General features: G+C 61.4%; 9 protein-coding genes and 1 riboswitch. Of the genes, 1 reads left to right on the top strand and 8 read right to left on the bottom strand.

All coding sequences use genetic code 11. From position 1 onward, the window contains the following. From GWK36_RS09805 to thiC, 7 genes are all read right to left on the bottom strand, one after another. On the bottom strand, positions 1–906 hold the full coding sequence (locus GWK36_RS09805) for an ABC transporter permease subunit (RefSeq protein ID WP_166270980.1): 906 nt from the start codon (positions 904–906) through the stop codon (positions 1–3). A 4-nt stretch (positions 907–910) separates the two neighbouring features. Then, positions 911–2,053, bottom strand: coding sequence for an ABC transporter ATP-binding protein (locus GWK36_RS09800; protein ID WP_166270979.1), 1,143 nt, complete (start codon positions 2,051–2,053; stop codon positions 911–913). Positions 2,054–2,065: 12 nt separating this feature from the next. Further along, the gene (locus tag GWK36_RS09795) at positions 2,066–3,130 is read right to left on the bottom strand and encodes a polyamine ABC transporter substrate-binding protein (RefSeq protein ID WP_425482797.1); all 1,065 of its coding nucleotides are present in this window, start codon (positions 3,128–3,130) and stop codon (positions 2,066–2,068) included. 430 nt (positions 3,131–3,560) lie between these two features. Next, positions 3,561–4,556, bottom strand: coding sequence for a glycoside hydrolase family 26 protein (locus tag GWK36_RS09785; RefSeq protein ID WP_166270978.1), 996 nt, complete (start codon positions 4,554–4,556; stop codon positions 3,561–3,563). 101 nt (positions 4,557–4,657) lie between these two features. Further along, entirely contained in the window at positions 4,658–8,017 is a 3,360-nt protein-coding gene (locus GWK36_RS09780) for a trifunctional glycoside hydrolase family 18/polysaccharide deacetylase/glycosyltransferase family 2 protein (RefSeq protein ID WP_166270977.1), read from the bottom strand. 83 nt (positions 8,018–8,100) lie between these two features. Further along, the gene (clpB, locus tag GWK36_RS09775) at positions 8,101–10,698 is read right to left on the bottom strand and encodes an ATP-dependent chaperone ClpB (protein ID WP_166270976.1); all 2,598 of its coding nucleotides are present in this window, start codon (positions 10,696–10,698) and stop codon (positions 8,101–8,103) included. A gap of 560 nt (positions 10,699–11,258) precedes the next feature. Further along, on the bottom strand, positions 11,259–13,139 hold the full coding sequence (thiC, locus tag GWK36_RS09770; RefSeq protein ID WP_166270975.1) for a phosphomethylpyrimidine synthase ThiC: 1,881 nt from the start codon (positions 13,137–13,139) through the stop codon (positions 11,259–11,261). 90 nt (positions 13,140–13,229) lie between these two features. Further along, positions 13,230–13,338: riboswitch (TPP riboswitch) on the bottom strand. A gap of 129 nt (positions 13,339–13,467) precedes the next feature. Here thiC and GWK36_RS09765 point away from each other — a divergent pair. Beyond that, complete coding sequence (locus GWK36_RS09765) at positions 13,468–14,094, top strand: hypothetical protein (RefSeq protein WP_246237520.1); 627 nt, start codon at positions 13,468–13,470, stop codon at positions 14,092–14,094. Positions 14,095–14,160: 66 nt separating this feature from the next. On the opposite strand, the gene GWK36_RS09760 is transcribed toward GWK36_RS09765, so the two are convergent. Then, positions 14,161–14,607 (bottom strand): DUF123 domain-containing protein, encoded by a 447-nt coding sequence (locus GWK36_RS09760; RefSeq protein WP_246237519.1) that lies wholly within the window; start codon positions 14,605–14,607, stop codon positions 14,161–14,163. Positions 14,608–14,639: the final 32 nt, after the last annotated feature.

Genomic DNA, 14,639 nt, shown 5'->3' with positions numbered 1-14,639 from the left:
CTAGGTCACCTCGTCTTCTTGTTGCAGGCGCTGCATGATGACAAAGGGCACAACCAGGATCGTCAGCAGCACGATCGCTAGGGCTGCAGCCAGTGGCCAGTCCTTATTGGCAAAGAACTCGGTCCACATCAATTGGCCGACCATGAGGCTGCCTGGATTGCCGAGCAGATCGGGGATCACGAACTCGCCGACCACTGGGATGAAGACCAGCATGCTGCCGGCGATGACCCCGGGCAGGGTCAGGGGAAAGGTGATCCGCCAGAATGCACACCATGGCCGGCATCCCAGATCCGCCGCCGCCTCCAATAGGGTCCGATCGAGCCGGGTGAGATTAGCATAGAGCGGCAGGATCATGAACGGTAGATAGGAATAGATCACCCCAACATAGACCGCGCTCTGGGTATGCAGGATCTTCAACGGCTCATTGATCACCCCCAGCCACAGCAAAAAGCCGTTGAGCAGGCCGTTGGCGTTGAGGATACCAATCCAGGCATAGACACGGATCAAGAACGAGGTCCAAAAGGGCAGGATGATCAGCATGAGAAGCGGGATGCGCCGGTGTTCGGGCGCGGTCGCGATCGCATAGGCCATGGGATAGCCGAGGAGCAGACACCCCAGGGTCCCGACCAAGGCCACCCAGAGCGAGTTCAACAGCGCCTGGAGATAGAGCTGGTCCTCATAGATGAGCTGAAAGTTCCTGAGGTTGAGCCGGATCTCGAGCATCCCATCGACCCACTCCCAGAGCGCCGTATAGGGCGGCTGGGTGAGCGCGGGCTCGGCCAGACTGATGCGCAGCACGATGACAAAGGGCAAGAGGAAAAAAAGCCCCAGCCACAGATAAGGCAGGCCGATATTGCTCAGCCGCCCGAGCCGACGTTCCTCATCGCTTGTGGTTTGCGGTTTCATGGCCTTAGTCGGTCAAGACCACGCCGCTGGTCGGCGACCACTCGACCCAGACCTCCTGCTCCCAGGTCAGGACCTGTTCGGTGCGCGGCTGGATGTTGGTGAGGGTCATCTCGACCAAGGGGCCATTGGGGGTGCGCAGACGATAGATCGAGACATCGCCGAGATAGGCGATGTCTTCGACCACCCCTTTGAGCTGATTGACCCCGCCGTTGCTCGGCGGGGTCTGACACAGGCGAAGCTTTTCCGGGCGGATCGCTACGACAACCGGTGTGCCGATGGGATGGGGTTGCAGGCTACGCATGCGCATCAGGCCCCCAAACTGGGCCTCGATCAAGAAGTCATCCCCTTGCAGGTCGATGACCTTGCCCTCGAAGAGATTGACCGAGCCAATAAACTCGGCCACAAAACGGCTGTTGGGGAACTCATAGATCGCGGTTGGGGTATCGACCTGCATGATCTGCCCAGCATCCATGACCGCGATCCGGCTGGACATGGTCATGGCCTCCTCCTGGTCGTGGGTGACGGTGATGAAGGTCGTCCCCAGGCGCTCTTGTAGATTGACTAGCTCGAACTGGGTGTTCTCGCGCAGCCGTTTGTCGAGCGCTCCCAGGGGTTCATCGAGCAAGAGGAGCTTGGGGTGCTTGGCGAGGCTTCTGGCAAGCGCCACCCGCTGGCGCTGGCCGCCCGAGAGCTGATCAGGCCGGCGCTTGCGCAAGGGGGTGATCTTTAAGAGCTCAAGCATCTCATCGACCCGCTCCTTGCGCTCCCGCCGAGGCAGGCGGTCTTGTTTCAGCCCGAACTCGATGTTCTGCTCCACCGTCATGTGCGGAAAGAGCGCGTATGACTGAAACATCATGTTCACGGGGCGTGAATAGGGTGGGACATCGGTGACGTCCGCCCCGTCGATATAGATCCGCCCGCTGGTGGGGTACTCGAGGCCCGCCAGCAGACGCAACAACGTGGTTTTGCCGCAGCCCGAGCTGCCCAACAGCGAAAAGAACTCGCCTTGATAGATCTCGAGCGTCACATCATCAACCGCATAGAGGTCGCCGAACTTTTTAGTGACGCGGTCGATGCGGACATAGGGCTTGGCCTTGGGGTCCTGCCAAGGCTCGAGGGGGTGACGGCCAGGGGCGCCGTTAGACACGGCCCAACTCCATCAGCGGCCTGATTTGAGGCGGGTCCACAACCGGTTGAGGTTGCGGATCTCACGCTCGCTGCGCTCGCTTGGCGTAAAGAGCCGGGCGCGCACCTCGGGCGGCGGATAGATCTCGGGGTCATCGCGCAGCTCAGGCGACAATAAGGGCGTGGCCGCCGAGTTGGGGTTGGCATAGAAGATATGATTCGAGGCCGCAGCGATCACCTCGGGTTTGAGCAGATAGGCGATCAGGGCATGGGCGGCGGCGGGGTTGGGTGCGTCCTTGGGGATGGCCATGACATCGACCCAAAGCACGGCCCCTTCGCGCGGGATGCGATAGACGATCCTCACGCCCTGATTGGCCTCAGCGGCACGCTCGCGCGCCTGCAGGATATCGCCCGAATAGCCATGTGCGACACAGGTGGCCCCATTGGCGAGATCGCTGATGTATTGCGACGAATGGAAGTAACGGATATAGGGGCGCACCTTCTTGATCAGCTCGGCGGCGACCTCGAGGTCCTCTGGCGCCTGACTGTTGGGATCACGCCCGAGATAGGTCAGGGCCGCGGCAAAGACCTCGGTCGGATCATCGAGCAGGCTGATCCCGCAGCCGGCGAGCTTCTTGGCCTTTTCGGGGTCGAAGATCAGGCCCCAGGTATCTAGTGGCGTGTCCTCGCCTAAGGCCGCGCGCACCTTATCCGGATTGATCCCCAGCGCCGTAGTGCCCCACATATAGGGGACAAGATATTGATTACCCGGATCGACCTTGGCGAGATTGGCCATGATGTCGGCGTCGAGGCGCTCCAGCCCAGGGAGCTTGGACTTGTCGAGCGGCTGATAGATCCCTGCCTTGAGGTGGCGCACGGCAAAGGGGTGCACCGTGGGAAAGACGAGGTCATAGCCGCTCGAGCCCGCCAAGAGCTTGGCTTCGAGGACCTCGTTCGAGTCATAGAGATCGAGGACGGCGCGAATGCCGGTCTCCTTCTCGAACCCGGTCAGGGTATCTGGGGCGAAATAATCGTTCCAGTTATAGACATGGACGGTCTGCTCTTCAGCGCGGGCAGGCAGCAGCCCGCTCACCAGCAGTAGCGAGACGACGAACGCTAGACCCAGGGTTTTGGCTTGCAACACGGGGGCCTCCTCGATGAACGGTCGATCAGGGGTACCCAAAGGGGCGGTGAAACGCGCATCATCCTAACCGATCGCGTCTGTCAGTGGTATGACAAATCGGCATGGCCATCGCATGAAAGTTAGCTCAGTCCGAGGAGCTCGGCGCGGTCATCGTCCCAGGTGGAAGCGATAGAGCGACGAACCTTGATCCTGCCCTTGCGCTGGATAGGGTCAAGGCGGATGAGGCTCAGGGTGATGTGCTTAAGGACACGCTGATTTATTTGCAGAGCGGTGGATCGGGGTGATGCTTTGTCCGCAAGAATCGGCGTGTCCTTATCCTTGAGAGGGCATTGTCAATGCTACGCTGCCCGCTCGGGTAGGGCGCGCAATGCGCACCCTAAGGTGTTTAAGGAAGGCGTGCAGGGACAAATTTCGGTTCACTCAGCCAAAACACGCGCGCGACCGCCTGGCGATAGGCCGCCAACGCCCCGCTCGATGAATTGACCCGCAGATTGCTATAGCTGAGATCGCCGTTTTGCCAGCGCTCGTGCCAAAAGACAGCGCCCTTGAGCCGGGAAAGATGCTCCATCGCTGCCATCGCCTCGCCGATCCAGCGCCCCTTGTCACCCTTGTGCGGAAACTCGCCTATCCCCCATTCGGCAAGGAGGATCGGCTTGTCGGGATCGATCGCAGCAAGCTTGGCATAATGATCGAGGATCGCCTCCTTGACGCTAATCCAGTGCTCGGTGGGAAACTGCATGCCATAGGCGCTCATCGCTAGCCAATCGGCATAGTCGCTGCCTGGATAATAGGCAGCCATCTGGTTCCAGGGGGCATCGGGATCTGAGGTATTATTGACATGAAAGACCCAGGCGATGTTATCGGCGCCGGCAGCACGGACCCGATCGACCACATAGCGATAGGCCCGTTTAAAGGTCTCAGGTCCTCGATAACGGGGCGGATCGCTACCTGGGACGACCTCCTCGCCCCCGCCGTGAAAGACCCCGCACCAAGGAAACCAGTTGCCGTTCATCTCCAGCCCCCAGGAGACCAGCAGGGGCCGATCTAGGTCGCGTGCTGCCTTAGCCCAGGCATCGATATACCCATCCCAGTGACCGGCGAGGATCGCGCCCAGGTCAAAGCGCGAGCGCTTGGTATCCTCTTGGTCCTCCCAGGGGTTCCAATAGATGAGGGGGACGGCGCCGCTGTTGATCACCAATTGCGCCTGTTCCAGGGGAAAACGCTGCCGGCCCCAATAATTAGAAAAGGCGACGATCGCCAGGCGCTTGCCGACCAGCTCGTTGAACCAGTGGATCCGCTCAAGTGTCACCTCGTCCTCATGGTCGCCGAAGTCGAGATAGGCGCCGTGATACGCACCGGCAGCAGGGATGGCCAAGGTCATGCGCTCTGAAGCTGTATCTTGAGGTTGGGCATCTGTCTGGATCATCGGTATCAGAGCCAAAAACAATAACAATAATCCGCTGCTCCATCCTGTAGCGTTCATCATAGACTACCCGCCCATTGCTTATTACGGTTATTACCCAACCCCCAGCGTTCCTGACGCCCCCACGCCATCCAGGTCCCGCGTAAGGCGCGATACAGGGCATAGATAACCGCAAGGCCCAAGAGGGGCCGATAGATGAAACGCATCGGCAGGATCAACAGCGCCGTGCGCACCGGCTCACCCGCAAGCCAGCAGGCGACCCAGGCATAGGCGAGATCGATGAGGATAAAGAACGCGAGATAATAAGGCAGCGGCCCGGACTCGCCGCGCATCAGGGTCAGGATCAAGCCCAGATCGATCAGGGGCATCAGCGCGACCAAAAAGATCTGGAAGAACCAGACGCTAGGTAGCACGAAGAGGCCAAGCCAAGCGTAGGCCGGATTGCAACAGAGCGATCGATGCTTCCAGAGACACTGGAGGGTGCCATAGGCCCAGCGCCGGCGCTGGCGAAAGAGGGCGCGCAGGGTGCGCGGCGCCTCGGTTAAGACCCGCGCACGATTGGTATGGCGGATACGATAACCGGCACGGTGTAAGGCCAGGGTCAGATCCGTATCCTCGGCCAGGGTATCGGATTGGATGCCGCCGGCAGCGCGGATAGCCGCGATGCGATAGGCGCTCGCCGCCCCTGGCACCACGGGGATGGCATCGAGCAGGTCATGGGCGCGCCGATCGAGGTTAAAGGCCGAGAGATATTCTAAGCGCTGAAACCGTCCCAGCAGATTGGTCTGCGGCGCCACCTCGATCTGGATAGAGACAGCGCCGACTTGTGGGTCGCGCAGCGGGCGCATCAGTTCGGTGAGTGTATCGGGCGCAAACTGGGTGTCGGCATCAAGCATCACCAAAAACTCATAGCGCGCCTGACTGAGCCCATGGCGCAAGGCCGCAGACTTGCCGCGATTGGGTTGACGGATAAGGCGCACGCGCCTATCGCCCTCGGCCAACGACTCAACTAGGGCAGCCGTGCCATCGGTCGAGCCATCATCGATGACAACCACCTCGAAGGGTGCCGGGTAGTTGCTGGCCAACAGGGCGGTAAGCGTCTGGGCGATCACCCGTTCCTCGTTATGCGCCGGCAGAATAACTGACACCGGGGGGCTGAAGCCGGGGAGCACATCGCAGCTGGCGCGCTCGCGCTGCAGGCGCCAAGTCGCCAAACCGAAAAGCAAAAGGGAGCGGGCCAGGAGCAGGACCGTCACCACTAGCAAAAAGGCCCAGGTACCGCGATTAAGAAGCTCCATGGATTGCAGCCCAGTGCTGGCGATCAAGCGTTCAGGCACAGGGTCTTCGGAGGGGATGGGGGGCATCAGGGTCTCGCGCGCGACCCCAAGCAGTCGATGCAAGGGTACGATTTCATCGCCTCTCGCCTTGAGGTAACGGATGATCTCCGGCAGGGCCAACAGAGTCTCAGTGCGGTCGCCGCCCCCATCATGGAGCAGGATCACTTGCCCCCCTGCTAAACGCTCTTGTTGGACGCGCTTGAGGACATCGCTGGCCTTAGGGCCCTGCCAATCGCAGGGATCGATGCTGGACATCACCGGGATATAGCCGAGGGAATGAGCTGCCGCCAGCGACTCAAGTTCAGAGCGGGTATGAGGGGTGCGATCGGCATCATAGGGTGGACGGAATAAGAGCGTCGAGTGCCCGGTGATCCGCTCGATCGCCCGCTGGGTGGCATTGAGCTCAAGGGCGATGCGCAATGACCCGGCCTGGGTGAGATCGATGTGGCTGAAGCTGTGGTTGCCGATCTCATGGCCTTCGTCATCGATCCGCTTGAGGAGCCCTGGATAGGCGTTGGCCTTCTCGCCGATGACGAAAAAGGTCGCCGGGGTCCCGTTTGCCTTAAGGATGTCCAGGATCTGCGGGGTCCATTGGGGGTCTGGGCCGTCGTCGAAGGTGAGCGCCACCTGCTGCCCCGCCTGCCCTCCTTTACGCATGACATGGGGGAGCTCTGGGTAGGCGAGATAACGCACCTGCCAAAACCCATCTCTATCGAGCTCAATAGCGCGGTGCCCAGCCTGTTGCTGGGGATCGATCTCGACAAAAAAATCGCCCTGACCTATGGTCGCGATGGTCTCGCTGGGCGGTATCGAGACAAAATCGCCAGGTCTTGCTGCCAACCCATCGCGCAGCGCCTGCCAGATCAGGGGATCCTCGGCGCCTAGATGGTCGATCGCAATCCCGCCGAGACCACGCGCGAGCATTAGGCGCTGCTGGTTCCAAAAACTGATGGCATCGAGCAACCAGACATCATGCCTGACCCCATCGAGGATATAGGAGAAGTTCAAGCCCTCATAAGGCGGCAGATTGGCGATCAGGCCGACCTTAGCCATGGCCGCGCGCGCCATGGCATCTTGAAATGAGATCAGCTCCGCCGCTCCCGACTCCGGCCAGTCAGAGGCGAAGGCGCCAAGTCCAATAATCCATTGTGCAGGGTCACCGTGGTGCGCAAGCGCATCTAACCACTCGCGAAACCACGCGAGCGCGGCGAGCGGCCCTGGGGCGTCCTCCTCGCCGGTCTGGTAATAAAGCACGGCGACCAGGCGATCGACCTGCGAGACGAGCGCCTCGAGATCGAATGCCTGGATGTCGTTGCCGACCGGCACGCTCAGCCACAGCTCAAGACCCGCCCGCTGCAACTCCTCATGCAGGCGTCCGATGAGCGTAACTAGGTCGCGGCGATAGGTAGGATCCACCTTCTCCCAGGCGATGATGACCCCTTTGGCGCCGATTGCGCGCAGACGTTGCTTGAGCCGCTGGGCGAAGGCGCGCTGTTGGGCTGGGCCCGAGCGCGCCAGCTCTTCGACTGCCTCGGGCTCAAACCCCTCCTCGCCGAGGTTGGTCAAGAGGGGCATCAAGGCCAGACCCTGCGAGTCGGCGAGCGCTGCAACCTCTGGGTCCGGCGTCTCATGGAGGGCGGGCGGCATGCCGACGAGCTGAAACCAAGAGGGGGCGATGTGGGTGAGCTCCTTGGCATGCGCGCGCAGTGCAACCAGCGCCCGATCTGGATCGTCATCAAGCAGACCCAGACGCACCCTCGCCACCCCGCGGTCGGCCGTTGGCCCTTGGCTCAGGGAAGCAGGGCGCGCAGTGTGCGCCCCGCTTGTCCCCTGGGTCAACCAAGACGGCGGCTTGGGCAGATGCTCAGGTATCTGGGTGAGCGCTGTCGCAGCGCGTACCCGACTGGCATCGACCTCTTCGATCGCAGACGGTGGGGATAACAACCGGGGCGGGACGAGCAGCGAATATAAAACGGCACCCAACGCCAGCGCCGCCGTCAGGCTGCTGAGTAGGGCAGCGCGGCTTAGGCTGCGCCAGCGCCCACCATACGGGTCGCGAAAGACGAAGTGTTCCTGATCCATCTGCGCTTTTATGGGACCGTCTGCATGTTTCTGGATCCCGGCTTGCGCCGTAATGACAGGGTATGCACTCGTACCCTATCCAGCTACTCGACCAGCTCGCCCTCGAGCACCCGTTCAAAGGTCAGTTGATCCCCGGCGACCTCGACTTGGATGAGATCCCCAGGCCCGAACTTGCCGGCAAGGATCTCCTGGGCGAGGGGGTTTTCTAAATGGGCGCGGATGGCGCGCTTTAAGGGACGCGCGCCATAGACCGGGTCGAAGCCGGCCTCGCCGAGGAAATCGAGTGCCGCATCGCTGATCTCGAGACGCATCTCGCGCTCGGCCAGGCGTTTTTGCAGATAACCGATCTGGATACGCGCAATCGCCCGGATCTGTTGACGCCCCAAGGGATGGAAGACCACGATCTCATCGAGCCGATTGATAAACTCCGGTCGGAAGGCGTGGCGGACGATCTCCATCACCGCCTCCTTCATCTCGGCATACTGGGACTCGCTAGCTCGCTGTTGAATGATGTCAGACCCCAGATTCGAGGTCATGACGATCACGGTATTGCGAAAGTCCACCGTATGCCCTTGGCCGTCGGTCAGCCGCCCGTCATCGAGCACCTGCAGCAGGACATTAAAGACCTCAGGATGCGCCTTCTCGACCTCATCGAGCAGGATCAGGCTATAGGGCCGGCGGCGGATGGCCTCAGTGAGATAGCCGCCTTCTTCATAACCCACATAGCCGGGCGGTGCACCGATCAGTCGGGCAACCGAGTGCTTCTCCATGAACTCAGACATGTCGATGCGCACCATCGCCTCCTCGGTATCGAATAGGAAGGCGGCGACCGCCTTACAGAGTTCGGTCTTGCCCACACCAGTAGGCCCTAAAAACAAAAACGAACCGATCGGGCGGTTGGGGTCGGCAAGCCCAGCGCGCGAGCGGCGAATGGCATTGCTGACCGCACGCACTGCTTCATTTTGACCGACCACCCGCTGCTCAAGCTCAGACTCCATGCGCAACAGCTTCTCGCGTTCGCCCTCGAGCATCTTAGAGACAGGGATCCCGGTCCACTTGGAGACCACCTCGGCGACCTCCTCCTCGGTGACCTTGTTGCGCAACAGATGCGTCTCGGACTGCTCGGCCCGGGTCGCTGCGGCCAGTTGTTTCTCGAGCTCGGGGATACGCCCATATTGCAGCTCAGACATGCGCGCCCAATCGCCGGCGCGTCGCGCGGTCTCCAGCTCTAGGCGCAGCCGATCCAGGGCCTCTTTGAGCTGGGCCGTCCCCTGGACGGCCGCCTTTTCCGCCTGCCAGATCTCATTGAGCCGGGCAAACTCCTGTTCGAGCTTGGCGATCTGCTCCTCGAGATCGGCAAGCCGCTTTTTGGATGCCTCGTCGGACTCCTTTTTGAGGGCCTCGCGTTCGATCTTCAGCTGGATCAGACGCCGGTCGAGCCGATCCATCTCCTCGGGCATGGAGTCGATCTCCATGCGGATGCGCGCGGCCGCCTCATCGATCAGATCGATCGCCTTATCGGGCAGGTTGCGATCGGTGATATAGCGATGCGAGAGGGTCGCGGCGGCGACGATCGCCGAGTCGGTGATCTCGACGGCGTGATGGACCTCATAGCGCTCCTTGAGGCCGCGCAGGATGGCGATGGTGTCCTCGACGCTCGGCTCATCGACCAGGATCTTTTGGAAGCGTCGCTCCAGCGCTGCATCCTTCTCGATATATTTGCGATATTCATCGAGGGTGGTGGCACCCACGCAATGCAGCTCACCCCGTGCCAAGGCGGGTTTGAGCATGTTACCGGCATCGATGGCCCCCTCGGATTTGCCGGCGCCGACCATGGTATGGATCTCGTCGATAAAGAGGATGATATTGCCCTCTTGCCGGGCAATCTCATTGAGCACCGCCTTCAGCCGCTCCTCAAAATCACCGCGAAACTTGGCGCCGGCAATCAGGGCGGCCATGTCGAGTGCCAATAGCCGCTTGCTTTTCAGTCCTTCCGGGACCTCGCCCTTGATGATGCGCTGCGCCAGGCCCTCGACGATTGCCGTTTTGCCGACCCCTGGGTCGCCGATCAGCACTGGGTTGTTCTTGGTGCGCCGCTGCAGGACCTGGATAGTGCGCCGGATCTCATCGTCGCGCCCGATCACTGGATCGAGCTTGCCCTGTTCGGCGCGTTCGGTGAGATCGATGGTATATCTCTGGAGTGCCTGGCGTTGATCCTCGGCGTTCGGGTCATTGACTGCCTGCCCGCCGCGCAGGGCCTGGATTGCCTGCTCGATGGCCAGCTTGCTGGCGCCCGCATTGCGCAGGGCCTGACCGAGGGCCCCTTGATCATCGAGCGCCGCCAGTACAAAGAGTTCAGAGGAGATGAACTGGTCACCGCGCTGCTGGGCGAGTTTGTCGGTGAGGTTTAAGAGGCGGATCAGGTCATTGCTCAGATGCACCTCGCCGCCGACCCCATGCACCGTCGGCAGGCGGTCGAGCGCCTCGTTGAGGGCTGAACGCAGCTTGTTGACATTGACATCGGCCTTGTTGAGCAAATGACGGATGGTCCCGCCCTCTTGATCAAGCAGGGCCGCCATCACATGGATCGGCTCGATGAATTGATGATCGCGCCCCAAGGCTAGGCTTTGGGCATCGGCCAGAGCCATCTGAAACTTGGCAGTCAGCTTATCCTGTCTCACGGATTGAATTCCTCAGCGGCTTGCCGCGACGCTGTACAGCATGCACGGCTAAACATAGGTTAAAGTCGATCGCATGGATCAATACAGATTGACCAAAAATCTGGGTGTTGGGAAGGCTTTTTGTAAACTAACCCTGCATAAATCTTTGTGAATCCCCAAACTGGCATCCCCAGGCGGGACAATCGCTCCTGATTCGGTTTATCAACACATGACAGCTTTGGCCTAGTTTGCCGAAAGCGTCAAAGACCGCCCCCACAGGCCGTATCGGTTGCGCACGCCCCTGACGCTGGCGCAGGAAATCATCGCCATTGAACTGCGCAATACACTGCTACTGTTGCTGGATGATCCTTTGGCGGTGAGGCGAGAGTGCGTCAATCCGGATGCGTCACGCTGGTCCGGACATAGTGCTCGACCTGTCGGCGTACGCTGCCGACGAGCAGGTTCTTCTTCTCCGTGTGCAGGGGAGAGAGCTAAGGGGGCGGTAACTGCCGGGCGGTTGAGCTCTCGCGGGCAGGGCGGTGCGGTCTACAGGGGAGTAAAACCGCCCCCCTGCTCGCCCATCAGATCGAGCGATACAGATTGGAACCGGTGGCCCTGAATTCACGCGCCTTGGCGCGCATCCCTTCGGCGATCGCTGTTTCCTCCTGACGTGCAGCCAGATCGCGCACGTCTTGCGTGATCTTCATCGAGCAGAACTGTGGCCCGCACATGGAACAGAAATGGGCGAGCTTGTGGGCCGCGTGCGGCAGGCTTTGATCATGGAAGTCGCGCGCCCGCTCGGGATCGAGCCCCAGGTTGAATTGATCCTCCCACCTGAACTCAAAACGCGCCTTGGAGAGCGCATTATCGCGCAACTGAGCCCCAGGCAACCCCTTGGCCAGATCTGCGGCATGGGCGGAGAGCCGGTAGGCGATGATCCCCTCGCGCACATCCTCCTTGGTCGGCAGACCCAGGTGTTCCTTGGGCGTGACATAACAGAGCATGGCCGTCCCCTTCCAGCCGATGAGGGTGGCGCCGATCGCCGAGCTGAGATGGTCATAGCCGGGCGCGATGTCAGTGACGATCGGCCCGAGCGTATAAAAGGGTGCCTCGAAACACTCGGCCAGCTCCTTGTCCATATTGGCCTGGATCAACTGCAAGGGTACATGACCCGGGCCCTCGATCATCACCTGGACATCCTGTGCCCAGGCGATTTTTGTGAGCTCACCCAGGGTCTTCAGCTCAGCGAACTGGGCCGCATCATTGGCGTCGGCGATCGAGCCTGGGCGCAAGCCGTCGCCCAGACTGATGGCGACATCATAGGCCCTGAGGATCTCGCAGATCTCAGCGAAATGGGTATAGAGAAAGTTTTCCTCATGATGGGCCAGACACCATTTGGCCATGATCGAGCCGCCGCGCGAGACGATCCCCGTCAGCCGCTCGGCGGTCAGCGGGATATAGCGCAATAGGACCCCCGCATGGAGGGTGAAATAGTCCACCCCCTGCTCGGCCTGCTCGATCAGGGTGTCGCGCACGATCTCCCAGGTAAGCTCCTCGGGCCGCCCTTCGACCTTTTCCAGGGCCTGATACAGGGGCACGGTGCCGATCGGCATGGGGGCGTTGCGCAAGATCCACTCGCGAGTCTCGTGGATATGCTGACCCGTCGAAAGGTCCATCAGGGTGTCACCGCCCCAACGCGCCGACCAGACCATCTTTTCAACTTCCTCGGCGATCGAGGAGGACAGCGCTGAATTGCCGATGTTGGTATTGATCTTCACCCGGAAGTTGCGCCCGATGATCATGGGCTCAAGCTCCGGGTGATTGATATTGGCGGGGATGATGGCGCGCCCGCGCGCGACCTCTTGGCGAACGAACTCGGGGGTGATCGTCTGGGGGAGCGCCGCCCCGAACGCCTGTCCAGGATGCTGGCGCAACAGCCGCTGATAACGCGGATCGGCGCGCAAAGCATCCAGACGTAGGTTCTCGCGGATGGCGACATATTCCATCTCGGGCGTGATCATCCCTTGCCGGGCATAATACATCTGGGTTACAGCGCACCCTGGTTTGGCGCGGCGCGGACGGCGCGGATGGGGAAAACGCAACCAGGACAGCGTCGGCGCCTCGGCACGCTGTCGAGCGAATGCAGAGCTATAGCCCGGCAGCATCTCGCTATCGCCGCGCTCCTCGATCCAGGCGGAACGCACCTCTGGCAGTCCCCGTGTCAGATCGATATGGGCGGACGGGTCGGTATAAGGTCCCGAGGTGTCATAGATCGGGATCGGCGGATTCTCCTCGGGGCCAGCGTGGGTCTGGGTAGGGGACTGGATGACCTCGCGCATCGGGACGCGCAGATCGGGGCGCGAACCCGTCACATAGATCTTGCGCGAACCGGGTAAGGGACAGGTCACCTCCGCGGAGAGCTCGGCGGTCTTGCGGACGAGATCGATCGAGATAGCGCTCATCAAAAAATCCTCGGAGGCAGATGGATGGATGCCAAGGACGATCAACGAGCGCTGGGGCCGGTCGGACCGGCGGGAAATGGCAGGGCCGGTAGCCAAGGGCGCCGACTTCCCTGCGCCGGCATGACCCGGATCAGGTTCAAGGGGTCTATTCTCAGCCCACGCCCTGACAGGGGAGGCGCGGACACCCCCAGCGGCTCTGCGGATGCAAGCTAACGAAAGGGGGCGTGGAATGCAAGGGTTTCGCGCCAACCCATACGATTTGCCAACCGGCCCGCATCCTAGGCATGATCCAAGACCCGAATGCAACCCGGCACCTGCGCATTACCCCATGACATCTGACATCCCCCTTGTCGATCGCCGGCCGCCATCTGCCACGGCGCGCAGCCAAGAGGCAGCCTTGCACACAGGGTGCCTGATCCTGACCCCCGCTGATCCCCATCTGGCACCCGATGTCAGGCTGATCATCGAAGGGCTGGGCCGCGCGGGGCTGGTGGGCAGTCCCCAACCCTCGTCAGCTGAGGGCTGGGGTTTCAGTCTCGGGCCAAGCTTTTTGAGCCTATTGAGCTTCACCGGTTGTGCTGTTCAGCTCCCCGAGCACCCAGACAAAGGCGACTGGGCACCGATCCGGCTCCTTCCACCCAGTCCCTATCCTCGCCTACTGGTCGGGCGCAACACCCGTCCGCCGCGCTGTCCCAGCTGCCGCGCCCAACTATCCAATTGGCGCGATCTGGTCGAGCATTGGGTCACCCATCCGCATGCCGGCGTCTCCTGTCCAGGCTGCGGCGAGATGCGTCCGCCTTGGCTATGGGACTGGAAGCAACAGGGCGGTTTTGGGCGGCTGTTCGTGCGCATCGAGGAGGTCTTTCCCCGCGAAGCAACCCCGACCCCTGCGCTCTTTGAACATTTGATCCGCATCAGCGGCGCAAGCTGGTGTCATTTTTACCTCCAGGAATAGACCGTTGCCCAGGCGGGTGGGGGGCCGCTTGGCAGCCTAGGTGTCAAATGCATTGCTTGCCCGGGGTTACCGCTCGGGGGGAATAACCCATCGGGTTTTTGCACAGGACCCGATCATAGTGCTTCGGGCCAGGCCGCAGCTGCCTGCCAGGCCAGCTCGGCCTCCAGATGGGCACAGAGGGCCGCCGTCTCTGGCACCTGGGGCAAATGGTATGAGATGCGCCGGACAACTGCAATCGCTGGCCCCAAAGCGGGACAGGGGATAAACGGCATCCGCAAGCTCACCGAGCCGCCGCGCCCAACGATGTTCGGATGACTCATGACCCAAGGAGACCCAACAGCCCAGGGGCTGGCAGCGAGGGCGCAGATGGTCCAGATGCCAATGTGGACGATGGGCAATCCGCAGATGATGGCGACAGCGCGCACTTAGCCCCCAGGCCCCTGCGCACTCCCAACATATAGCAAGACACCGTCGGTGAGCCTGATCTCTCCTAACCGCCCGATTTGTACCCACCCCTCATGTTTGGGGAGCAAACACACCAGATA

The organism is Caldichromatium japonicum, from assembly GCF_011290485.1.
Lineage (GTDB): Bacteria > Pseudomonadota > Gammaproteobacteria > Chromatiales > Chromatiaceae > Thermochromatium > Thermochromatium japonicum.
Note: the sequence above shows the minus strand (reverse complement) of the source record. Positions and strands in the feature narration are given on the sequence as shown.

Bases quoted from the DNA above. Each gene is read 5' to 3' on its own strand.
- GWK36_RS09805 (WP_166270980.1), bottom strand. From the start codon at position 906: ATGAAACCGCAAACCACAAGCGATGAGGAACGTCGGCTCGGGCGGCTG.
- GWK36_RS09785 (WP_166270978.1), bottom strand. From the start codon at position 4,556: ATGACCTTGGCCATCCCTGCTGCCGGTGCGTATCACGGCGCCTATCTC.
- GWK36_RS09780 (WP_166270977.1), bottom strand. From the start codon at position 8,017: ATGGATCAGGAACACTTCGTCTTTCGCGACCCGTATGGTGGGCGCTGG.
- thiC (WP_166270975.1), bottom strand. From the start codon at position 13,139: ATGAGCGCTATCTCGATCGATCTCGTCCGCAAGACCGCCGAGCTCTCC.
- GWK36_RS09765 (WP_246237520.1), top strand. From the start codon at position 13,468: ATGACATCTGACATCCCCCTTGTCGATCGCCGGCCGCCATCTGCCACG.